23 protein-coding genes are annotated in these 22,094 nt (G+C 34.4%); 11 read left to right on the top strand and 12 right to left on the bottom strand.

Features of this window, described 5'->3' with window-relative positions:
• Positions 1-330 precede the first annotated feature (330 nt).
• On the top strand, positions 331-1,377 hold the full coding sequence (locus ACHRV5_RS02735; protein ID WP_395425837.1) for an o-succinylbenzoate synthase: 1,047 nt from the start codon (positions 331-333) through the stop codon (positions 1,375-1,377).
• A gap of 47 nt (positions 1,378-1,424) precedes the next feature.
• Here the strand turns inward: ACHRV5_RS02735 and ACHRV5_RS02730 are convergent, their stop codons facing one another.
• Both ACHRV5_RS02730 and ACHRV5_RS02725 read right to left on the bottom strand, forming a co-directional pair.
• The gene (locus ACHRV5_RS02730; protein WP_047777426.1) at positions 1,425-1,976 is read right to left on the bottom strand and encodes a hypothetical protein; all 552 of its coding nucleotides are present in this window, start codon (positions 1,974-1,976) and stop codon (positions 1,425-1,427) included.
• A gap of 19 nt (positions 1,977-1,995) precedes the next feature.
• Positions 1,996-2,901 (bottom strand): OmpA family protein, encoded by a 906-nt coding sequence (locus ACHRV5_RS02725; RefSeq protein WP_395425656.1) that lies wholly within the window; start codon positions 2,899-2,901, stop codon positions 1,996-1,998.
• 199 nt (positions 2,902-3,100) lie between these two features.
• On the opposite strand from ACHRV5_RS02725, the gene ACHRV5_RS02720 reads away from it, so the two are divergent.
• Positions 3,101-3,574 (top strand): CYTH domain-containing protein, encoded by a 474-nt coding sequence (locus ACHRV5_RS02720; RefSeq protein WP_395425655.1) that lies wholly within the window; start codon positions 3,101-3,103, stop codon positions 3,572-3,574.
• A 7-nt stretch (positions 3,575-3,581) separates the two neighbouring features.
• Positions 3,582-4,550 (top strand): YpdA family putative bacillithiol disulfide reductase, encoded by a 969-nt coding sequence (locus ACHRV5_RS02715; RefSeq protein ID WP_395425654.1) that lies wholly within the window; start codon positions 3,582-3,584, stop codon positions 4,548-4,550.
• Between the two features lie 430 nt (positions 4,551-4,980).
• Here the strand turns inward: ACHRV5_RS02715 and ACHRV5_RS02710 are convergent, their stop codons facing one another.
• Entirely contained in the window at positions 4,981-6,549 is a 1,569-nt protein-coding gene (locus ACHRV5_RS02710; protein WP_395425653.1) for a YdiU family protein, read from the bottom strand.
• 102 nt (positions 6,550-6,651) lie between these two features.
• Positions 6,652-7,185 (bottom strand): peptide-methionine (S)-S-oxide reductase MsrA, encoded by a 534-nt coding sequence (gene msrA, locus ACHRV5_RS02705; RefSeq protein ID WP_395425652.1) that lies wholly within the window; start codon positions 7,183-7,185, stop codon positions 6,652-6,654.
• Positions 7,186-7,367: 182 nt separating this feature from the next.
• Here msrA and ACHRV5_RS02700 point away from each other — a divergent pair, with 182 nt between their 5' ends.
• Positions 7,368-8,855 carry an aminotransferase class V-fold PLP-dependent enzyme gene (locus tag ACHRV5_RS02700; RefSeq protein ID WP_395425651.1) on the top strand — a complete coding sequence of 496 codons (1,488 nt, stop codon included), beginning with the start codon at positions 7,368-7,370 and terminating at the stop codon, positions 8,853-8,855.
• A 68-nt stretch (positions 8,856-8,923) separates the two neighbouring features.
• Here the strand turns inward: ACHRV5_RS02700 and ACHRV5_RS02695 are convergent, their stop codons facing one another.
• From ACHRV5_RS02695 to ACHRV5_RS02670, 6 genes are all read right to left on the bottom strand, one after another.
• Positions 8,924-10,666 carry an APC family permease gene (locus ACHRV5_RS02695; RefSeq protein WP_395425650.1) on the bottom strand — a complete coding sequence of 581 codons (1,743 nt, stop codon included), beginning with the start codon at positions 10,664-10,666 and terminating at the stop codon, positions 8,924-8,926.
• A 144-nt stretch (positions 10,667-10,810) separates the two neighbouring features.
• Positions 10,811-11,281, bottom strand: a complete 471-nt coding sequence (locus ACHRV5_RS02690) for a nuclear transport factor 2 family protein (protein WP_395425649.1) — start codon at positions 11,279-11,281, stop codon at positions 10,811-10,813.
• A 52-nt stretch (positions 11,282-11,333) separates the two neighbouring features.
• Complete coding sequence (locus tag ACHRV5_RS02685) at positions 11,334-11,858, bottom strand: hypothetical protein (RefSeq protein WP_395425648.1); 525 nt, start codon at positions 11,856-11,858, stop codon at positions 11,334-11,336.
• 11 nt (positions 11,859-11,869) lie between these two features.
• Complete coding sequence (locus tag ACHRV5_RS02680) at positions 11,870-12,343, bottom strand: hypothetical protein (RefSeq protein WP_230002073.1); 474 nt, start codon at positions 12,341-12,343, stop codon at positions 11,870-11,872.
• 6 nt (positions 12,344-12,349) lie between these two features.
• Entirely contained in the window at positions 12,350-13,027 is a 678-nt protein-coding gene (locus ACHRV5_RS02675) for a peptidoglycan DD-metalloendopeptidase family protein (RefSeq protein ID WP_395425647.1), read from the bottom strand.
• 9 nt (positions 13,028-13,036) lie between these two features.
• Positions 13,037-13,702 carry a spermidine synthase gene (locus ACHRV5_RS02670; protein WP_395425646.1) on the bottom strand — a complete coding sequence of 222 codons (666 nt, stop codon included), beginning with the start codon at positions 13,700-13,702 and terminating at the stop codon, positions 13,037-13,039.
• A 65-nt stretch (positions 13,703-13,767) separates the two neighbouring features.
• Here ACHRV5_RS02670 and ACHRV5_RS02665 point away from each other — a divergent pair, with 65 nt between their 5' ends.
• Positions 13,768-14,319 (top strand): 1-acyl-sn-glycerol-3-phosphate acyltransferase, encoded by a 552-nt coding sequence (locus ACHRV5_RS02665; protein ID WP_395425645.1) that lies wholly within the window; start codon positions 13,768-13,770, stop codon positions 14,317-14,319.
• 84 nt (positions 14,320-14,403) lie between these two features.
• On the opposite strand, the gene ACHRV5_RS02660 is transcribed toward ACHRV5_RS02665, so the two are convergent.
• Positions 14,404-14,880, bottom strand: coding sequence for a helix-turn-helix transcriptional regulator (locus tag ACHRV5_RS02660; protein WP_395425836.1), 477 nt, complete (start codon positions 14,878-14,880; stop codon positions 14,404-14,406).
• Positions 14,881-15,193: 313 nt separating this feature from the next.
• On the opposite strand from ACHRV5_RS02660, the gene ACHRV5_RS02655 reads away from it, so the two are divergent.
• From ACHRV5_RS02655 to ACHRV5_RS02640, 4 genes are all read left to right on the top strand, one after another.
• Positions 15,194-16,348, top strand: a complete 1,155-nt coding sequence (locus ACHRV5_RS02655) for a M14 metallopeptidase family protein (protein WP_395425644.1) — start codon at positions 15,194-15,196, stop codon at positions 16,346-16,348.
• Between the two features lie 77 nt (positions 16,349-16,425).
• Positions 16,426-16,905, top strand: a complete 480-nt coding sequence (locus tag ACHRV5_RS02650) for an Lrp/AsnC family transcriptional regulator (RefSeq protein ID WP_007805990.1) — start codon at positions 16,426-16,428, stop codon at positions 16,903-16,905.
• 90 nt (positions 16,906-16,995) lie between these two features.
• Positions 16,996-19,581: a phosphoenolpyruvate carboxylase gene (locus ACHRV5_RS02645; RefSeq protein WP_395425643.1), complete on the top strand. Its 2,586-nt coding sequence runs from the start codon at positions 16,996-16,998 to the stop codon at positions 19,579-19,581.
• A 45-nt stretch (positions 19,582-19,626) separates the two neighbouring features.
• The gene (locus ACHRV5_RS02640; RefSeq protein WP_047777456.1) at positions 19,627-20,142 is read left to right on the top strand and encodes a DinB family protein; all 516 of its coding nucleotides are present in this window, start codon (positions 19,627-19,629) and stop codon (positions 20,140-20,142) included.
• A 511-nt stretch (positions 20,143-20,653) separates the two neighbouring features.
• Here ACHRV5_RS02640 and ACHRV5_RS02635 read toward each other — a convergent pair.
• Entirely contained in the window at positions 20,654-21,055 is a 402-nt protein-coding gene (locus ACHRV5_RS02635; RefSeq protein ID WP_395425642.1) for a glyoxalase, read from the bottom strand.
• A 70-nt stretch (positions 21,056-21,125) separates the two neighbouring features.
• Here ACHRV5_RS02635 and ACHRV5_RS02630 point away from each other — a divergent pair, with 70 nt between their 5' ends.
• Positions 21,126-21,509: an acyl-CoA thioesterase gene (locus ACHRV5_RS02630; protein WP_047777460.1), complete on the top strand. Its 384-nt coding sequence runs from the start codon at positions 21,126-21,128 to the stop codon at positions 21,507-21,509.
• A gap of 14 nt (positions 21,510-21,523) precedes the next feature.
• Positions 21,524-21,955, top strand: a complete 432-nt coding sequence (locus ACHRV5_RS02625; protein WP_047777462.1) for a hypothetical protein — start codon at positions 21,524-21,526, stop codon at positions 21,953-21,955.
• The last annotated feature ends 139 nt before the right edge of the window (positions 21,956-22,094 follow it).

The following is a 22,094-nucleotide window of genomic DNA, read 5'->3' as shown; positions in this document are numbered from 1 at the left end:
AAAATTTCACCATATAAGCGATATAAGAAAATATAAGTTAGTTTTTCCGCCAACAATTAAATGAACTTATATGACTTATATGGTTTAAAAAACACAAAGCGTTTAGCCAATTAAAATTTCACCATATAAGCGATATAAGAAAATATAAGTTAGTTTTTCCGCCAACAATTAAATGAACTTATATGACTTACATGGTTTAAAAAACACAAAGCGTTTAGCCAATTAAAATTTCACCATATAAGTGATATAAGAAAATATAAGTTAGTTTTTCCGCCAACAATTAAATGAACTTACATCACTTATATGGTTCAAAAAAACACACACAGTATATTGAAAGCCACCTACCACAAATACACGCTAGAGTTTAAGCGCCCGTCCGGAACCTCAAGAGGCATTATGACAGAAAAAGAAACCTGGTTTATTGTTTTGGAAGAAAACGGTAAAAAAGGAATCGGGGAGTGCGGAATCTTAAGAGGCTTAAGCGCAGATGATCGAGACGATTATGAAGAAAAACTAAGCTGGGCTTGCGAGAACATTCATTTAGGTGAAACGAAACTTTGGGAAGCCTTATTGGAGTTTCCTTCCATACAATTTGGAATTGAAATGGCTTTTTTGTCCCTTAAAAGTGATCATCCATACGTACTGTTTCCTTCTGATTTTACTAATCATACAAAGTCAATTCCAATAAATGGTTTGGTTTGGATGGGAGAGCCGTCTTTTATGAAGCAGCAGATAGAAGAAAAACTGGCCGATGGTTTTAATTGCATAAAGCTCAAAATCGGAGCGATTGATTTTGATAAAGAATTAGAGCTGTTACAGTTTATCCGAAGTCATTTTTCTGCAGAACAAATCGAAATTAGAGTAGATGCCAATGGTGCTTTTGGATTAAGTGAAGCTTTAGATAAACTAAATCAACTAAATAAATTTCAGTTACATAGTATTGAGCAACCTATTAAAAAAGGAAATGTAAAGACAATGGCTGATTTATGTAAGGTAACACCATTTCCAATTGCATTGGATGAAGAGTTAATTGGAGTATTTTCAATAGAAGAAAAAGAAAGACTGATCCAAAAAATCCAACCACAGTATATTATTCTTAAGCCTAGTTTTGTTGGGGGTTTTAGAGGAACACAAGAGTGGATTACGTTGGCCGAACGATACAATATTGGCTGGTGGATTACATCGGCATTAGAAAGTAACATCGGACTGAATGCAATCTCACAATGGACGTTTTTGCAAAATTCAAAAATGCCACAAGGTCTAGGAACCGGCGCACTGTATACCAATAATTTCGATTGTCCATTAGAAGTTTTAGAAGGGCAATTGTGGTATAATAAAGACAAGAACTGGTCATCTGAATTTTTCGATAAAGCATAAAAAAAACTGGCCGGAAGCCAGTTTTTAAGGTTATATAAATTGTGGTTTTATTCTTTTCCTCCAATATGACTGTCTTGCCAGTCTTTTAATTCCTGCCATTTTCCTTGGTAGGCAAGTAGCGCTTGTTTCGCCCAACTACCCGGGTTATGTATGGCATAATTTTCACCTGCAGCATCCAAAATAGATTGCAATTTTTCGGTTGTTGTTGCCGATAATTCTTGCCAGGTTTTGATTCCGGCATTATTAAACAAGGTTTCAATTTTTGGTCCAATTCCCTCTACAACTTTAAGATCATTCTCCTTTACTTTTTTGCCAAAAACGGTTGCAGCGAGCTCATTGTCAAATAACAACAACGGAGCGGCTGTAGCGGCAAAGGATTGTGCTGTACTGTTAATAGTTGGTTTAGCAGCCAAATCAGCTTCCAGAGTAGCGATACGGGCATTCAGATTCTTGGTATTCGCTTTGCAGGCATCCAAATCAGCTTGTAAAGACAATGCTAGTGAATCATCATTTTTTGAGTTCATTCTTCCTAGTAAGTAACCTAAAATTCCACAGATTAATCCAACTAGCGCAGGTATTAAGATACAAGGTATATTCATGATCGTATATTTTGATTAATTATTTTATTGTAATTACAGTTCTTCTATTAGATGCCTTACCTTCTCGGGTACCGTTATCGCCAATTGGTTCATCAGGTCCTTTTGATTCCGTTTCGATTTGCGCACCAATACCATTTTTGGACAGATAGTTTTTAGTGAACTCAGCTCTTTTTTGCCCCAAAGCAACATTCGAATCACGATTTCCCACATTGTCCGAATGACCAACAATTAAAACCACAGCGGCTTTATCATGTGCTGTATATTTGGCAATATCCGCTACTTTTTGCTTTTCATCTGCACCTAGTATATTACGGGATTTACTGGTACTAAAATGCAGCGTTAAAGGATCCGTATTGATTTTTTCTTTCAAAAGGCTCCACTCGTCCGTAGCGACCGCAGTGGTGTCTGCAACTTCAAATTTATAGGATACCGGACCAAAAAGCGTATCTGAATTGGTTTGCCATTTGTCCACAATTTCACCTTTGGTATCCAATTGAGATCCTGTTAAGCCTTTCGTTACAAAATAATTTTTGACATCATTTGCCCTGGCTACTCCAAGATTTTCAAATTTAGTGGTATTGGTTTCGTCACTTGTGGCATAACCGGTAATGGTTATTTTTTGCTTTGGATTTGAAGTTAAAAACGCTTTTAGTTTTTCAATTCCAATATTTACAGAATCGCCAATGGGGACCAGTACTGCAGCATTGTTTTTAAGGAATTTGATATTATCAGTCGTGTGATAATCAATTCCCGAGCCATTTAGAACAAAGGGGACAAGAGAGGCCTCCGGAGTCGTTACAATTGGTTTTTCGATAGGATCAATTGTTTTGGGTTTCGTACAATTGCAACAAAATTTCAAGTACAAAAAAGTACCCAAAATAATGGTTATTGCAATGCCTAATAGATAAAGTGCTTTTTTAGACATAAGTATGAAGTTAAGATTCTATCAAATTTAACCAAAAAAATAATACGTAAAGCATTAACAATCAGTTATTTTAATGTTTTGTTTTTGATTGCGAGGGAGTTAGGATAAAAACGATATAAAGTAAGGAGTTTGTGATTTGTCAATTTTACTACTGAATTAAATTAAGTAACTTGCATTGAAATTTAATTGAAATATTAAAATGATTGAAATCGAAAGAAAGTTTCTTGTAAAATCGGATGATTTTAAAGAACAGGCTTTTACTCAAAATAAAATTGCTCAGGGATATTTAAGTTCAATCCCGGAAAGAACAGTTCGTGTTAGGATTAAAGGTCAAAGGGGATTTATTACTATTAAAGGGATTGGTCATCAAGGCGGAATGTCCCGTTTTGAGTGGGAGAATGAAATTCCGATTGATGAAGCAGAGGAGTTGCTCAAACTTTGTGAAAAAGGTAAAATTGAGAAAACCCGCTTTGAAATAAAAGCAGGAAATCATGTTTTTGAAGTGGATGAATTTTATGGTGATAATGAAGGATTGGTAATGGCTGAAATTGAATTACAGTCAGAGACGGACTCTTTTGAAAAACCGGAATGGCTGGGTGAGGAAGTGACTAATGATCCAAGATATTATAACGCTTATCTGAGTAAAAACCCTTTTAAAACTTGGGAAAAGTAATTGCTTTATGGCAGAACAATACGATTTGATCATTGTGGGAGGCGGTCCGATTGGTCTGGCCTGTGCTATAGAAGCCCAGAAGAAGAATTTGAGTTATTTAATCATTGAAAAAGGAGCAATTGTAAATAGTATTTTTAACTATCCTTTGTACATGACTTTTTTTTCGACAGCAGAAAGGTTGGAAATAGGAGGCATTCCATTTAACTGTCTGCCACCAAAACCGGGTCGTCAGGAGGCTTTGGAATACTATCGAAATATTCACCGCTATTTTAATTTTTCAATTCATTTATTTGAAAGAGTCACCGAAATAGTAAAAGAGGGTGTCGAATCATTTAAAATTAACACGGATAAAAAAGTATACCAATCAAAAAACGTCATTATTGCAACCGGATTTTATGACATTCCGATTAAAATGGAGGTAAAAGGGGAAGAGTTACCCAAAGTTCGTCATTATTATAAAGAAGCACATGAATATGCTTTTAGAAATATTCTAGTAGTCGGTGCGAATAACTCTTCTGTTGATGCGGCTTTGGAATGTTGGCGTAAAGGAGCCAATGTTACAATGGTAATTCGCAAAAACGAGATCAATAATCGAGTAAAATATTGGGCAAAACCTGATATTGAAAACCGCATTAGTGAAGGAAGCATTAAAGCTTATTTTGAATCGAATATTACGGAGATTAAAGAGAACACGGTTGAAATTGAAACTCCAAACGGAAAAGTAATTATCGAAAATGATTTTGTATTAGCATTGACAGGTTACAAACCGGATTTGGCTTTTTTGCAAAATGCAGGCATTCAACTGTCTGATGATGCGTTAAAGACACCAACTTACAATCCGGAAACAATGGAAACAAATGTAAAAGGATTATTTCTGGCCGGAGTGGTTTGTGGAGGAATGCATACACATAAATGGTTTATTGAGAATTCCAGAGTTCATGCCAATCTTATAATTGATTCTATTACTTCGAAGTAAAAAAGGAGTTAAACACGAATTTCACGAATTGGCACGAATTAATTAGTTTAAGCTGTGAGATTCTTGATGAAAAAAAATAGCCACAGATTAAAAGGATTTAATGGATTAATCATTGGAATCTTTTAATCTGTGGCAGAAAAAGGTTTGACACGGATTACACTAATTTTCACTAATCAGGGTTGAATAAAAAAAGAAATTAGTTTAATTCGTGAAATTCGTGGCAAAAAAACTTCAAGGTTATAAAGAGGTTTAAACTGATTATTTGTGCTAAAAAAATGCCACAGATTAAAAGGATTTAATGGATTAATCATTGGAATCTTTTTAATCTGTGGCAGAAAAAGGTTTGACACGAATTACACTAATTTTCACTAATCAGGGTTGAATAAAAATAGAAATTAGTTTAATTGGTGAAATTCGTGGCGAAAAAAAATTAAGAACTACAAGAAAGCATGGAGCAACCTACTTTAGAACGAGCCCAATCTGGTCTTTTGGCAAACCATTTCTCCATTTCCGGTTGTTCGTCATATGGTTTTTGAAGTAGGGTATACAACTCGTCGACCAATGAAAAATCACCTTTGTCTGCTGCATCAATGCTTAGTTGTGCCATATAATTTCGCAATACATATTTCGGATTAATGCGACTCATTTTTGTGGCGCGATCTTCATCTGAAATGACTTCTGTCGCTAATCTTTTTAGATATAACGAAAACCAAGCCGTCCAATTTTCTAAGATAGTATTGGTAATTTCTTCCGGAATATAGAAGGCATCTTTAATTTTTGCAATTGCATTTTCAATTGAATCCTCTTTTTTTATGAGGCTTAAATTTCTAAAAAAGATCGTCATATCCGTTTCAGATAACTGTAAAGTTGCTTCTAAATTAGCAATTAATTCACTATCAGTTTCGGTTGAAGTAAACAAACCTAGTTTGCTTAAAAACATTGTTTTGTAATCGGAATCAAACTCATTTATAAAAGACTCTAAAATGTCTTCTAGAGGTTTGGCTTCATTGATTAACGGATAAAGCGCATTGGCCAATTGGTACAAATTCCATTGAGCGATTTGCGGTTGATTGCCAAAACGGTATCTTCTGTATTGACTGTCTGTTGTATTTGGTGTCCAATTAGGGTCATAATTTTCCAGCCAGCCATACGGACCGTAGTCAATGGTGATTCCGTGGATGGACATATTATCGGTATTCATCACACCATGTACAAAACCAACTCTTTGCCAATGTAAAATCATTTCACGTGTGGTGTCGGCTACTTTTTGGAAAAACTGCACATATTGTTCTTTGGGATCTCCTTTAATTTCGGGGAAGTAATATTTGATCGTATATTCTACAAATTGTTTCAGGTTTTTCAATTCATTGCGAGAAGTAAGCAATTCAAAACTTCCAAAACGAATGAAAGACGGAGCAACGCGACAAACAATAGCTCCTTTTTCAAAAGCAGGATTTCCATTGTATAAAATATCGCGCAAAACTTCATCACCCGATAACATTAAAGAAAGCGATCGGGTAGTAGGAACACCTAGATAATACATGGCTTCTGCACACAGATATTCTCTGATGGAGGAGCGCAAAACCGCCAGACCATCAGCAGTTCGGGAGTAAGGTGTTATTCCTGCTCCTTTTAGCTGAAGCGTAAAAAAAGAATTATCATGTTCAACTTCTGTTAAGTTTATAGCACGACCATCACCCAATTGCCCGGCCCAATTCCCAAATTGATGTCCTGCATACGCCATTGCGTAAGGACGTGTTTCAGGAAGAATTTCTTTTCCTGAGAATGCGTTTAAGAAGGATTCTGATTGAATTTCGTCTTCAGAAATTCCAACCAATTCAGCTACAGATTTTGAGGCATGAATCAGTTGTGGATTCGATGGTTTTGTTGGATTTACATAGGAAAAAAGCGCATTGGCAACCTGACGGACTTCATTTGTCTCGTTAGGATCTGCGGGTAATTCTGCTGTAAATCGGTTGTTTATTTTTAAATTTTTCATTTCGTATTATCTTTCTTTTTTTGTCACCGCGTAAAAGATTATTAGGATTTTCAACAAAGGGAAAATAAGTTTTACCGGTGTAATCTGGTGGTAAAAGTCGTATTAGCCAATCAATTTATCAGCGTACATCTTTTTTAGTTTTTGTACTTTAGGGTCAATCACCATTTGACAATACCCTGCTTCTTGATTTTCATTGTAGTAATTCTGATGGTAATCTTCTGCTTCATAGAATACTTCAAAAGGTTTCAACTGTGTTACAATTGGATCCGCAAAAACGGGTTTTACTTCTTCAAAAACTTGTTCTGCGATTTCTTTTTGAGTGTCATCATGGTACAGGATAATAGAACGGTATTGTGTTCCGCTATCACCTCCCTGACGGTTTAACGTTGTAGGGTCGTGACTTGTCATAAAAACAGTAATCAAGTCATGGTATGAAATTATGTCAGGATTAAAAGTTACCTGAATTACTTCGGCATGACCTGTTCTTCCGGTGCAAACTTCACGGTAGGGTGGATTCTTAATAAAACCATCTGAATATCCTGATTTTAGGGATTCTACCCCCTTTAAACGCTGAATTACGGCTTCAATACACCAAAAACATCCACCACCAAAAGTTGCTACTGCTAAATTTTCCATAAAAAAGTATAGTTTAAGTTCTTATTGCCCTATTAATCCGATAGAATATTATGATAAATTTTTATAAAAAAGACTATTTAATTAAAGATACTAAAAGGTTATCTAATGTTTGAAGTTTATAATTGATAAATTCTCAGTTCTATAAAAAAGCAATATATTTGCAATCAAATACAGGCACACTAATGAATAGCAAAAATAGTACCATCAGTTTAGAAACATATTTTCAGGATTTTAGAAAGCATATTGTTGGTGTTGACCAGGAATTTACTTCTCCATACGGCAAAAAACAGATCATTTATACCGATTGGACTGCCAGTGGAAGGTTATATCGCCCTATAGAGGAGAAACTTTTGAATGAATTTGGTCCTTTTGTTGCCAATACGCATACCGAAACGACCGTGTCAGGTACTGCCATGACAAAAGCGTATCATCATGCCAGAAACATCATTAAACGTCATACCAATGCGAATCAGGACGATGTTCTGATTACGGATGGAACAGGAATGACAGGTGTTGTCAATAAATTTCAACGTATTTTAGGTTTAAAAATACCTGAAAATTTAAAAGATTGTACCATTGTACCTGCAGAGAAAAAGCCGATCGTTTTTATCTCTCATATGGAGCATCATTCGAATCAAACTTCTTGGTTAGAGACAATCGCAGATGTAGAAATTATCCCATCTTGTGAGAAAGGGCTTTTTTGTCTGGATAATTTGGAGCAATTATTAGAGAAATATAAGGAAAGAACAATCAAAATCGCTTCAATTACGTCATGTTCTAATGTGACGGGGTTAAAAACTCCTTTTCACGAAGTTGCAAAATTAATGCACCAGCATAATGGTGTTTGTTTTGTGGATTTCGCCTGTTCAGGACCTTATGTTGAAATTGACATGCATCCGGAAGATTCGGAATCTTATTTAGATGCCATTTTCTTCTCTCCGCATAAATTTTTGGGAGGACCGGGGACTTCAGGTGTTTTGATTTTCAATAAAAAACTATACAACAACATGATTCCGGATTGTCCGGGAGGTGGAACGGTAAGTTGGACAAATCCTTGGGGCGAACACAAATATATTGATAACATTGAGGATCGTGAAGATGGCGGTACTCCTGGATTTCTACAAGTAATCAAAACGGCTTTGGCTATTGAGTTGAAAGAAGAAATGGGAATAGAGAACATCTTGCAACGTGAACACGAAATTGTTGATTTTGTTTTTAATGAATTAGATGCAGTTTCGAATATCAAAATCTTAGCAGGACAACATAAAAACCGATTGGGAGTTGTTTCTTTTTTTGTTGAAGACCTTCATTTTAACCTTGGCGTAAAATTACTGAACGACAGATTTGGAATTCAAACCAGAGGAGGATGCAGTTGTGCCGGGACTTACGGACACTTTTTATTGCATGTTGATCAGGAAACTTCGAATAAATTAGTCAATGAAATTACCATTGGTGATTTGATCAAAAAGCCGGGATGGATCAGAATGTCTATTCACCCAACTACTACCGATGAAGAGATTGCTTTTGTTTGTAAAAGCATTAAAGAAATGGCAGAAAACCATAAAACATGGGCTCTAGATTACTCTTATAATAAAAACACAAATGAATTTATCCATAAAGACGCGACTTCTTTTGAAGATGAATTAGTGGCGGGATGGTTTAAATCTTAATAATAAAAAATATAAATATTTAAATCCGGCAGGTTTTTGAAACCTGTCGGGTTTGATATTTTTAACAACTACATTATTAGACGTACTCCACCTAAGTCGGAGACGCGGTAAGAAAATTTATTTCCGGGGGAACCTATGAACATGAAGTTCTTTGGGATTTTCCATTTTTCGGATAGTTCATCTATAATTTCTGGGCCAAATACACCTTCAATTTCAAGGTATTCGATATCAATTTCGTCGTAAGCACGATCTAAAACTTCTAAATCTTTTCGTAACTCCTCATTACTTGTCATGCCGTTTGTAACGTGTACAATTTTAAGTTTTTTGGTTGTTTCGTTTCCTTCCACATATTGCAGCACTCGATTTAGAATAGCAACGTCATCACCTTTGGTAAAAAAGACAAATTCCTGTGAGTTAATCTTTAAGCTCATTTTATGCAGGTAACGGTTACTTACGATAACCATTTTTCTTAATGGTTGGTAAAAATACTCTAAACCTTCAATCAGAACCCGAATCAAGAAGATACGGTTTAACATGATTCCAATAAACAACAAGGACGGCACCATATATTTCAAGAAAGTATAAAACGAATTGATGTTCAGTTGCATATTACCTATAAAGGCCGCAATAATACTTGAAACTGCGATAACCACAACAATTCCTCTGGCGCGTTCGGGTCTTGGTAACTTTCTTCGCTTAAACTTTAGCAGTAAATTTCCAATTCCAAATAAAGCCATAACAGCTAAAAAAGAGAAGGTATAAACACCGGCCAACGACTCTAAATGTCCGTTTGTTACAAATAAAACGGATATGCAAAGAACCAAGAAACTGATTACGATTCGGTAATGAGAACCTCTTTTATTTTGCTTGAGGAAATAATTGGGAAGAATACGATCTAAGGTCATTCGATTTAGTAATCCTGAAACCCCAACAAAAGAGGTTAATACGGCACCACAAAGCACTAAAACCGCATCTATTGAGATCAACCACGCAAGCCACGAACCTCCGGTTGTTTGTCCCAAATACGCTAAAAGAGATTCTTTGTTTGAACCAACTTCGGCTAATGGAATGATACTTATCAATAAAAGTGCAATCACAGGATTGAAGAAACTCACAATTGCCCACATGTTTCTCAAGGTTTTTGGAAAAACTCCCGGTTTTTGTTCTTCAACAAAATTTGCAGAACTCTCAAAGCCTGAAATTCCAAGCATAGCTGCCGAGAAACCTAGGAAAAGCGCCGTTTTTATGTTTCCATAAGCTATAGGCGTCTGCCAATTGAGGTGAAAGGTTTCTAATCCATTGTTCAGAATAAACCACAACGATGCCAGAACAAGCAAACTTAAGGTGACTAAATGTGTTATAAATATGATTACGGCAACAAAGGCCGATTCTCCAATTCCTAAAATAGCGAGTCCGGTAAAGAGTACCAAAACAACAATCGTGGCGGTGATGATTTTTAAACCGTCAAATATCCCATGCAGATAATGCATTCCTTCTGATGCTGAAATAACAGCAGTTGCCATGTACGATAAAACAGTCAATGTCGCCGCGAGAGAAGCCAAGCGTTTGGTTGACGTGTTTAATAAGACGTTGTAAGCCCCTCCGTTTAAAGGAATCGCACCCACCACTTCTCCGTAAATTTTTCTGAAAAGGAATAAAACAACTGCAACAATCAGTAACGAAATCCAGGCAAATTGCCCTGCATACAAAATGGTTAATGCCGATACATATAAGCAGGAGGAACTAATGTCATTTCCGCATATTGCTGTTGCTTGTAATTGATTTAATTTCTTGTGTACAATTTCTTTCATAATTAGTCATTAAGATTAAAAAACACAATTAACTTGATATCAAGCAGCAACAAGAAATAAAACTTTAAAAAAGGCGGATATATTAAATGAAGTTCAAAATAATTTTTAGCTATTGTGAATTATGTAATGCACAATTTAACTAATTTATTTGGATTCCTGAAACTTTTTAAGCGATAACAAAGCCTGTTTTCTTATTTTGTCCTGAAAAAAACCTGTCCAACCCAGCAGAAGACCTGTGAAACCAAACGCTTGTTTGGACCATTTCCAAACATCAAAATTGTCGGTATGTTTGATGATTAAACCATCTTGAAAAATAAATTCAGCTACTATTTTATTGACTACAGTTCTGTTTGTTTTGCTGAAATTATACGTAGCAACCCAATTGGCTGAACCCGAGAATTCATCTGCTTTGATGTTCGAAAATTCAATTTTAATATTGCCTTTACTTCTTGAAAGCAGCATTTCCCACATTGCAGAAACTTGTTCTTCTTTTAATAAGCCAAAAGCTGGGTCAATAAAATGTATTTTTGGATGATAACATTCGCTCATTGTTTTGTAGTCAGCATTTCCAAAAGCAGTATAGAACTTAGCGATTAAGTTTTCGTTTGAATTCATTTTTTTAGTACAATTAGAGCATAAATATAAGACTTATTCTATTAAAGTATATTTACAAAACGCTAATTTCTTTTGCAGTATCGTATGATTTTTTTGAAGTATCAAAAGCAGTAGAAAAATAAGCCATCTTATTCACTGTTGTAAAATGCCCGGTCTGATTCCCAAAAACATCGGTACCTCCAACAATTATAAATCGGATAGACTTGATATCTGTTTTCTTTAATTTTAGCATTTCTGCGGGCGTAAAATAATAGTAAGAAGTTGTTTTACCGGCTGTTGACTCTTTTACGTTTTTGTCCACACACGGAATAACATCTCCATTAGCCAGATCTACATAAACACCACCCAAAATTCTTGATTTTTCATTAGCGGTATCAATTGATAGTTTTAAAATCCCTCCTTTTTCTGTTTTCGCAAGCTGGACTTTTGTCTCACCCGTAAAAGCATATTTTTCGCAGATAAAGGTATATTCTTGTGTAGCCGGAAAAGGTTTAGAACCATTTACTATCATCGTTTCCTGAGCATTTGCAAAGGCTGATATAAAAAGCAACACAAAAAAAGGCAATTTTAAATTCATACTATAATTTTTTAATCGTTTAATTTAGACTCAAAATTCGCTTCCCAATCCATTGATTTTATGGCAGAAATTAAATTCTCTTCATTCACAAAAACGCGCAGTTCTTTGTTTGCTACTTTTTTAGTGTAAAGGGCATGGTAGCGATAAATGACTTCGTGTTTGGTTTTGTAAACCCCATCTAATTTCAAATCAACAAAACTTCCGTAATACTGACGAAATCGCTGACAAGTTTTTGTCAATCGTTCTTCGGTTGTATTTTCCATTACCGATTGGGTAACTTCAGTTCCATTAAAAGGCTTAAATTTAGAAGTGTTACAAGTTTCTAAAACTCTTTTCCCCAAATCATACGCTTTTTTCTGTTGATTAGAATTCATTTCAGAAGCTCCCACTTTTGTGATTTTCAAATCTTCAGTATCTCTTTTGATTGTTTTAGATTTACATCCGACCAATAAGGACAAACATATAATCAATATTGCTTTCTTCATAACTATTTATGTTATTTTTAATAATAAGTTAGGGTCGGGGCAATTTTCTATGTAAAAATTTAAGTCGTTTATATTGCAAACTCCGGGGTAATCGCCATTGTAATTTTCAATATTGTTTATAATTTGAAAATGCAAATGTGGCGCATAATCCCCATTAACAGTCGAACTTCCAAAAGTCGCTAAATAGTCACCTTTTTTGAAAATGTCCCCAACGGTAAGGTTTTCTATACTTTCTAACGATAAATGTCCGTATAAAGTATAAAATTTTTCATTTTCGACTTCGTGCTCCAAAATAATAGTAGGGCCATAATCGCCCAAACCAATATTGTTTTTAAAGCTGTGAATTTTTCCGTCAAGCGGAGCAATGATCTTTGTTTCCACTTTTCCCCATAAATCCAATCCAATATGAATGTTGCGTTCGGGGTTTGAGCCGTCTTTAAAAATACTGCTTCTTTGGTATAAATTTCGCCCTTCAATATAACCGCCGAAGGCGATCTCTGCATTATTTCTTTCCAAATAATTTGAAATAAAATCTTCAATTTCTTCGACATTTGAAGGCTTATTTTTAACTAATTCTTTGTTAGTCACAGATAGATCTAATGGAATGTATTTTGAAAAATCAATACTGGCGTCAATGACTTTTGTTGGAGGCAAGGCTTTTAAAATAGAGACTAAGGTTTTCATAAAGGTAAATTAGGCAACTTTTTCGATGATTATTAATTCGTTATGAACTTCAATTCGGGGTAACATTTTTGAGGTAAACAATTTAGTATTTATTTCCGAAATGTACTTCCTGTTTCTTACATTATGTGCCTCGTCGAGAATCATGGTATTAAAAAGTACAAATCCACGATCTTTTAAAAGCGAGCAAATTCGGTTGCTAAAGAAGCTTTCAAACAGAAAGTTCGGCATTTTTATATCTTCAAAAACATCAATAATAATAAGGTCGTATTTGTCTTTTGTTTTTAAAACAAATTCGAAAGCATCATCAATAATAAGGTCAAGCTGTTTTATTTGATTCAGGTTAAAGTATTCATTGGCAATCTGAATCATATCCGGATCAATTTCAACACCGGTAATTTTTCCGTCGTATTCAATTTCATCAATTAAAGTTTTGATGACACTTCCGCCAGCTACTCCCAGAACCAGAATATGCTCCATTTCAAGAATTGTTTTATAACCAATATTTCGCAGACCATACCTTAAAATACGCTGTAAACTGCCATAAGAATAATTGGTGTTTTCAGAATCTAAAACCAATTCTCCATTAGTCCAGGTCACTTCGATTATTTTACTTCTTGCCGATTTTTTCCTGAAAATTTTTATTGGAATCAGATAACTGATTATTTTTTGAATCATTTTGTCCTCGTTTTACTCAAAAATAACATTTAAATCTTTTATTTTGTGCCAAACAATAGAATTTAATGAAGAAACAGTTGTATAAATTTATCTTTTTTAAGCTAATGGGCTGGAAGATAGTAGGGATTGAAAATGCTGAAGTAAAAAAATGCATCTTGATGGTAATGCCGCATACAAGCAATCATGATTTTTATCTAGGAATTTTCACCAGAGGAATTTCCGGATTGGAAATGAATTGGGTTGGGAAGAAAGAATTGTTTCGATTTCCGTTTGGCTATTATTTTAGAAATGTAGGCGGAGAGCCCTTAGATCGTTCCGGAGGATTAAACAAAGTAGATTCTATAGCGGCTATTTTCGAACGTAAAGAAGTCTTTCGTTTGGCTGTTGCTCCGGAAGGGACGCGAAAAAAAGTTACAGAAATTAAAACAGGTTTTTATTATATCGCGCTTAAAGCGAATGTACCGATTGTTCCCGTAGCTTTTGACTGGGGAAGAAAAGAAGTGAATTTAGGAAAACCTTTTTTCCCGACCGGAAATTATGAGGACGATTTACAGGTTTTGAAAAAACATTACGATGGAGTCGTAGGTAAAATTCCTGAAAACGGATTTGTACTCTAAATTGGCGCTATTTTTCAATCTGCGTGAGAATCGTTTAAATGAAAAATATTTTTAAAAATTTTCAAATACAGCATAATTTTTTAATTACGGGACATATACTTTAAATGTTCCGTTTTTATAAAAAAATATAATTTTTTCAATTTCGTCTTCTTCCAGATCAGAATTTGAAGTTTTAGCGACTGCACTGTATTTTTTTTCTTCTTTAGGAGCAGGTTCAGTTTGGAGTCCCGAAAACAAATCAGCTGAAAAGAGATTATCATTCGATGGAATAGGAGTGTGCATTTGCTCCGTTTCCGAAACAACCTCTGTTGTATTGTTTAGAGATTCATTTTCTTTTTTAGGGAAATTTCCTGTCCCGTTTAAAATCCAATACAGATCGACCTCTGGAAAAATGGTTGAAATTTTTAATACAAAATCAAGACTCGGTTTGTTTCTTCCGGAAAGCAGGTGAGACATGCTGGAACGTTGCACGCCTATTTTGTCGGCAAATGCAGAGGCATTTAATCCATAATAATCAAGGAGTAGTTCCAGTCTTTTTACAAAATCATCGATGTTTACCATTGTAAATTTCATTAAAGAGGTTAACTATTTACAAATGTAATTAAAAGGAATCAGACCACCTATTTTACAGTTGGAAATTAAAACAGAAAGGTAAAAATATATAGTTTATTGCTTTATGTTAAGTGTTTTAAGTTGTTGATTTTTAAACATTTAGTCGTAATAATTAACACTAGAAGTAATTGATAATATTGGAGTTGCAAGATTCATAAACAAATTGATAAATTGTGTTTACATTTCTAAATTTATTCTTTTTTCGATTATTTACAATTGTAAAAATAAAGATGTTTACTTTTGTAAACTAATCATAAAGACAATGAATTTAGAAGAATTATTTAACCAATACAAAGAACAATCAATAGAAGGTCGTTATTTGACTTTAGACCATATTCAGCCTTTATTAGATAAGCTTAATACGAACAATCAGGTTAAGGTTATTGGCAAATCCGTTTTGGATAAACCGATCTATAGCTATGAAATTGGGACGGGTAAAACGCGGATTTATCTGTGGTCTCAAATGCATGGAAATGAAAGTACAACAACAAAAGCACTTTTTGATTTCATCAATGTCCTTAACAGCGGATCTGATATTGCGCTTAGAATGCTTGAAACATTTACTTTTTATTGTATTCCAATTCTAAATCCTGACGGAGCGGCACTTTACACACGTGAAAACGCCAATAAGATAGACCTTAACCGTGATTCTCAGAATCTTACGCAGCCGGAGAGTATAGTACTTAGAAAAGTATTTGAAGAATTTAAGCCGGATTATTGTTTTAATCTGCACGATCAGCGTACTATTTTTGGAGCGGGAGATACCGGAAAACCTGCAACTCTTTCTTTTCTGGCTCCTTCTTATAATGAAGAAAGAGAAGTAAATCCCACCCGATTACAGGCGATTAATTTAATTGCCGGTCTAAACGATGTTTTGCAGGAGTATATTCCAGGACAAATCGGTCGTTTTGATGATTCATTTAACATAAACTGCATAGGAGATACGTTTCAATTTTTAGGTGTACCGACGATTTTATTTGAAGCAGGCCACTATAGAAACGACTACAGCCGCGAAATCACTCGGAAGTTCCTATTTTTCTCACTTTTTTTAAGTTTTAAAATACTTTCCGAAAACGATTTAGTTCATAACAGATTTTATGATTATTTGAATATTTCACAAAATAAAGTCGTTTTTTATGATTTTATGTATAAAAATGTCAAAATAAATTATGATGGTATTGAAATAATTACGAATTTTGTCGCACAATACAGAGAAGAATTGATTGGAAATAAGATTGAGTTCAATGCCTATATAGTTGAAGTAGGTGAATTAGAGAATTATTTTGGACATTTTGAATATGATGCTGAAGGAGCGAGTTATTCTGATGACTTTAATAATTTTCCGAATTTGAATCAAAAAGCAGATTTTTATTTAAATAAAAATATTAAATTTGTTAACGGGTTGATAAAAACTTAGTTTTTATGTGAATTTGTTATTTTTTATGCATATTTTTATACTTTGTAATAGCAATTAGTAATATTAATTAAAGAATTATGAGTAAATTTCGTTTAGATGAAGTAGATCACCAGATTTTAGATATGTTAATAGACAATACGAGAGTTCCGTTTACTGACATTGCAAAAAAACTATTGATATCTGCTGGAACAGTACATGTTAGGGTAAAAAAAATGGAAGACGCGGGGATAATAATGGGATCTTCTTTAGCCTTAGATTATGATAAATTAGGGTATTCATTTATTGCTTATGTGGGTGTATTCCTTAATAACACGTCACAAACTAAATTTGTATTAGAGCGAATCAATCAAATTCCATTCGTAACTGTAGCTTCAGTTACTACGGGAAAATTCAATATTTTTTGCAAAATCAGAGCAAAAGATACCAAGCATGCAAAAGAAGTAATCTTTATGATCGATGATATCGAAGGAGTTTACAGAACAGAAACAATGATTTCATTAGAAGAAAGTATAAACGATAAGAAGCGTTTGATGCATACTATTTTTAAAAATATGTAATACTTTCTTGAATGCTATACTAAAATATAACCTCAAGTTTATTCTTGGGGTTTTTTTATGACTAATTAACCAACCAACTACAACACAATTATGTACACGTTACCTAAAATTGAACGTTTTAATCAGGACGTTCTCTCAAAATATCATATTTATAATAGTGTTTTTATAACATTACCTTTTGATTCTATTGATAATACAGGTGTTTTACTGCCTTTATTTACAGAAACTTGTGAAACGGGTTTTAAAAAACAGGAAACACCAAAGGAAATTTTTGATTTCTTTTCTAATAAGTATTTAAGTAACGGCTCTGAGAGTGAAAAAATCGACTTAATGTTTCGATTTATTCAATACATAGAACGTCAAATTGTACTTTTTGACGCTATTGAAGACGCCGCTTTTCCCGAAGTAAACAATATGGAAGGTCGCGGATCGCTTCGTGATATTAAAGAAAGATCAGACGCGAAAGAGAAAGACGATGAACTTATCGAATTTCTTGAAAATTTCAACGTCAGAACGGTTTTAACAGCGCATCCGACACAGTTTTACCCTGGACCTGTTTTGGGGATCATAAACGATTTAACAGAAGCGATTCGATTGAATGATTTGCTTAAAATCAAACAACTTTTAGCACAGCTTGGAAAAACACCTTTTATTCAAAACGAAAAACCAAATCCTTATGATGAAGCGGTTAGTTTGATTTGGTATCTTGAAAATGTTTTCTACGAAACTTCAGGTGAAATCGTTCATTATTTGCAAAAAAACCTCCTTCATGGTGAAGCCATTCAAAACCAATTAATCAAACTTGGATTCTGGCCGGGAGGGGATCGTGATGGAAATCCTTTTGTAACAACAGAGATTACTTTAAAAGTAGCAGAACGTTTGCGAACTTCTATTTTAAAGTGTTACTATGTTGAAATGAGAAAACTAAAAAGAAAGCTAACGTTCTCAGGTGTTGATACTTTGGTAACGGAACTTGAACATAAACTTTATCGTTCTGTTTTTTATTCTAAAGGTGAAATCTACATCACACTAGAAGAATTATTAGCACAACTGAATAAAATCAGAAGCATCATTATAGAAAAACACCAGTCGTTATATTTAGATGAATTGGAAGCTTTTTTGGTGAAAATTAATCTGTTCGGATTCCATTTTGCAACTTTAGATATACGCCAGAATAGTAAAATTCACAATGTTGTATTTAAAGATGTTGTAGATCATTATTTAAATTCAGGATCAAAAGTATTCCCGGATAATTATTTTGACCTGTCCGAAAACGAAAAAATAGTAGTGCTGTCACAGGTAAAAGGAGCGTTAGATCCGAATGATTTTGAGAACGAAATCACAAAATCTACTTTAGAATCGGTGCAAACTATAAAAGCCATTCAAAATGCAAATGGGGAGTCAGGTGCTAATCGTTATATTATCAGCAACAACGAAAGTGCTTTGAATGTAATGGAAACTTTTGCCATGATTCGCTTAAATAACTGGGAGAATCCTACTGTTGATATTATACCGCTGTTCGAATCTGTGGATGATTTACAAAATGCCCATGAAATTATGGAGCAATTGTATACTAATCCGGAATATGCAAAACATTTAGAAGCAAGAGGAAACAAACAAACAATCATGCTTGGCTTCTCTGACGGGACTAAAGATGGTGGTTATTTAATGGCAAATTGGAGTATTTATCAGGCAAAAATCGCTTTAACAGATATTTCAAGAAAATACAATGTCAAAGTAATTTTCTTTGATGGTCGTGGTGGACCTCCGGCACGTGGTGGTGGAAAAACACATAAGTTTTATGCTTCTTTAGGGCCGAAAATTGAAAATAACGAAATTCAAATCACAGTACAAGGACAAACGATCAGTTCTAATTTTGGGACTTTAGATTCTTGTCGTTATAATATTGAAAACTTATTAAGCGCAGGAGTTACCAATCAGGTTTTTAGTAAAGAAAAAAATGAACTAAGTGCCGATGAAACTGCGATTCTGACTCAATTAGCCGAACTGGGATACGATAAATATTTAAGCTTCAAGAATCATCCTAAATTTATTCCGTATTTGGAAAAGATGAGTACTTTAAAGTATTACTCTAAAACCAATATCGGAAGCCGTCCATCAAAAAGAAGCAAGTCAGAGCAATTGGATTTTGCTGATTTACGTGCTATTCCGTTCGTGGGTTCATGGAGTCAGTTAAAGCAAAATGTACCCGGTTTTTTTGGAGTAGGAGCGGCCCTCAAACATTTTGAAGATACGAATCAGTGGGATAAAGTATACGATCTGTATCACAATTCTTTGTTCTTTAGAACCCTGCTTGAAAATAGTATGATGTCTTTGGCGAAATCATTTTTCCCATTGACGGCTTATATGAGAAAAGACCCTGAATTTGGTGAATTCTGGCAAATCATTTACGATGAATTCGTAGAAACGAAACGCCTTTTGCTTAAAATAGCAGATCATAAAACGCTAATGGAGAATTACCCTGACGGTATAGCATCCATTCAGATCAGAGAACGTATTGTTTTGCCTTTGCTAACGATACAGCAATATGCCTTGTTGCGTATTAACGAACTGAATAAAGAAAACGGAGGGAATGAGGAGTTGATCAAAGTATACGAAAAAATTGTTACGAGATCGCTTTTCGGAAATACAAATGCAAGTAGAAATTCAGCGTAACAATAGGAGTGAAAAATTGATTTAAAAACAAAAAAAGTATAGAAAATGAATTCAAGCGAATTATTAGAAAACGAATATTCAGGCGGGTTTGCAGCTTACGTCCGCGAAGCCGGAGAGGTGAATTTGATAGAAGAATTAGAAATTTCGCTTCATGCTTTTATCAAATTTGTACAGAATATCCCAATGGATAAATTTGATTATCGTTACGCAGAAGGGAAGTGGACAATCAAAGACATCATTCAGCATATAATTGACACGGAGCGTATTTTTGCTTACCGCGCTTTGCGATTTTCAAGATACGATAAAACGCCATTGCAAAGTTTTGACGAAAATGAATATGTGGAAAACACCAATTCCAACGGAAGAAGTATTCAGGATTTACTAACTGAATTTTCGGCATTGCGACATTCAAATTTGTTATTTTATAAAAGTTTGTCCGCAGAGCAGCTTAAAGCTATCGGAACGGCTTCAAATAACCTGATCTCAGTTCGTGCGTTAGGTTTTGTAATAATAGGGCATCAGAAGCATCACCAGAACGTTTTTCAGGAGCGTTATTTGTAAATGATATTATTTTAAAAAGAAGAGCTGTCTCGAGTAATGAGACGGCTTTTTTTTTGCCACAAATTTCACGAATTGGTACGAATTATTTTTTTTGCCACAGATTAAAAAGATTAGCACAGATTGTTTAATCATTTTAATCCCTTAATCGGTGGTTATTTTTCTTTGCCACGAATTTCACGAATTAGCACTAATTGTTCTTTTTTGCCACTGATTAAAAAGATTCGTACAGATTGTTTAATCATTTTAATCCCTTAATCTGTGGCTATTTTTTCTTTGCCACGAATTTCACGAATTAGCACGAATTATTTTTTTTGCCACAGATTAAAAAGATTCGCACAGATTATTTAATCAATGTAATCCTTTAATCTGTTGCTATTTTTTTCTTCGCCACAAAATTCAAGGCTTAAGCGAATTAATTCGTGCCAATTCGTGAAATTCGTGTTAAAAACAACAATCACAGTTTTAACCTGAGACGTGAAACCTGAAACCTGAAACAAAAATAACCTTTCCGTTAATTCGATTGCAACTCAAACAGCTGCACCTGGCTTTTCAAACGATCAATCACTAAATTCATCATTCTTTTATTCAAGCTGGAAGAATTCTGAATGTAGGTATTGTATTCGTCAACTGTGAAGAAAGCAATGACCATTCCTTTTAGAGAATTTCTAAATTTGATGTCTTTCTGAATGGAGTTTTCGATGGTTTGCAATTTTTTTTCGACGGTATACGAATAAAAATCAGCTTTGTTTTTATTCACATAATTGATAAAAACGGCTACAAAAAGATCGTTTTGGAGTTTTAAAACCGGTCGGATGGTCTGATTTTGGAACAGCTCATCTGGTGAAGACTGAGCACTTACTATTCCTAAAGTTTCGCCTCTGAATTCTTTTAAAAAAGTATCTCTGTCCATCATGTTTTTTCTTTAAAATTAACGAAAAAATCCCGTAATAAAAACCTATTTTTGTTAATATACTATAAAATTTATGAGATTTCACACCAGAAAGTGGGTTAAACCCGAAGATCTAAACCCTAACGGGACTTTGTTTGGCGGACAATTATTAGCATGGATAGACGAAGAGCTGGCGCTGTACAGCATTATTCAATTAGAAAATCAGAGAGTTGTTACGAAACACATGTCCGAAATAAATTTTAAGAGTTCAGCTAAACAAGGTGACATTGTGGAGATCGGAATTGATGTAGTTAAATTCGGAACTACTTCTTTGGTTTTGAAATGTGCAGTAAGAAATATGATGACGCGTGAAATCATCATTACAATTGACAATACCACAATGGTTAATCTGGACGAAAACGGAAAGCCGTTGGCACACGGAAAAACACAAATTGAGTTTGTAAAAGATCGTTTATAATAAAAAATTAAGTAATGGTAAAAGCCCTTAAAATTGTTTCTTTATTAGTTGTTGTCGTTTTATTATCCTGCAATTCAAAAGAAGGGCAGGACTCGTACAGAAGTGTTTTATACCGCGCTGTAAACAACAAAGACACTGCAATTCTGCGGTTAAAAATGAATAATAAGAGATTTTATGGGCGATACGAAATCTTGCATTACAAAATCGGAAAAGACTCCGGAGATGTAAGAGGAGATATTAAAGAAAATATCTTGCGCGGAGATTACCATTACATCACCTTTGGAGGCAGTTGGAAAAGGGTTCCTTTGGCACTTCTTAAAAAAGACAACAAACTAATCTTAGGAAGTGGAGTAGTAGGTACCTATATGAATCTCCCTTGTTATGTTCCCGATGTACCGATAGATTACAAGAACGGAAGATTTGTCTTTGAAGAGATAAAACAGTAAGGAAAGGTTTTTAAATTTTAAACCATATAAGTTATATAAGTCCATTTAAGCTTTGCGCTTATTTTTGACTCCGGTTAATATAAGTTCATTTAAGCTTTGCGCTAATTTTTTGACTCCAGTTAATATGAACTTATATGAC

The organism is Flavobacterium sp. FlaQc-52 (genome assembly GCF_044007495.1).
GTDB lineage: Bacteria > Bacteroidota > Bacteroidia > Flavobacteriales > Flavobacteriaceae > Flavobacterium > Flavobacterium cupriresistens.
This window is presented reverse-complemented; position numbering and strand designations above follow the sequence as displayed.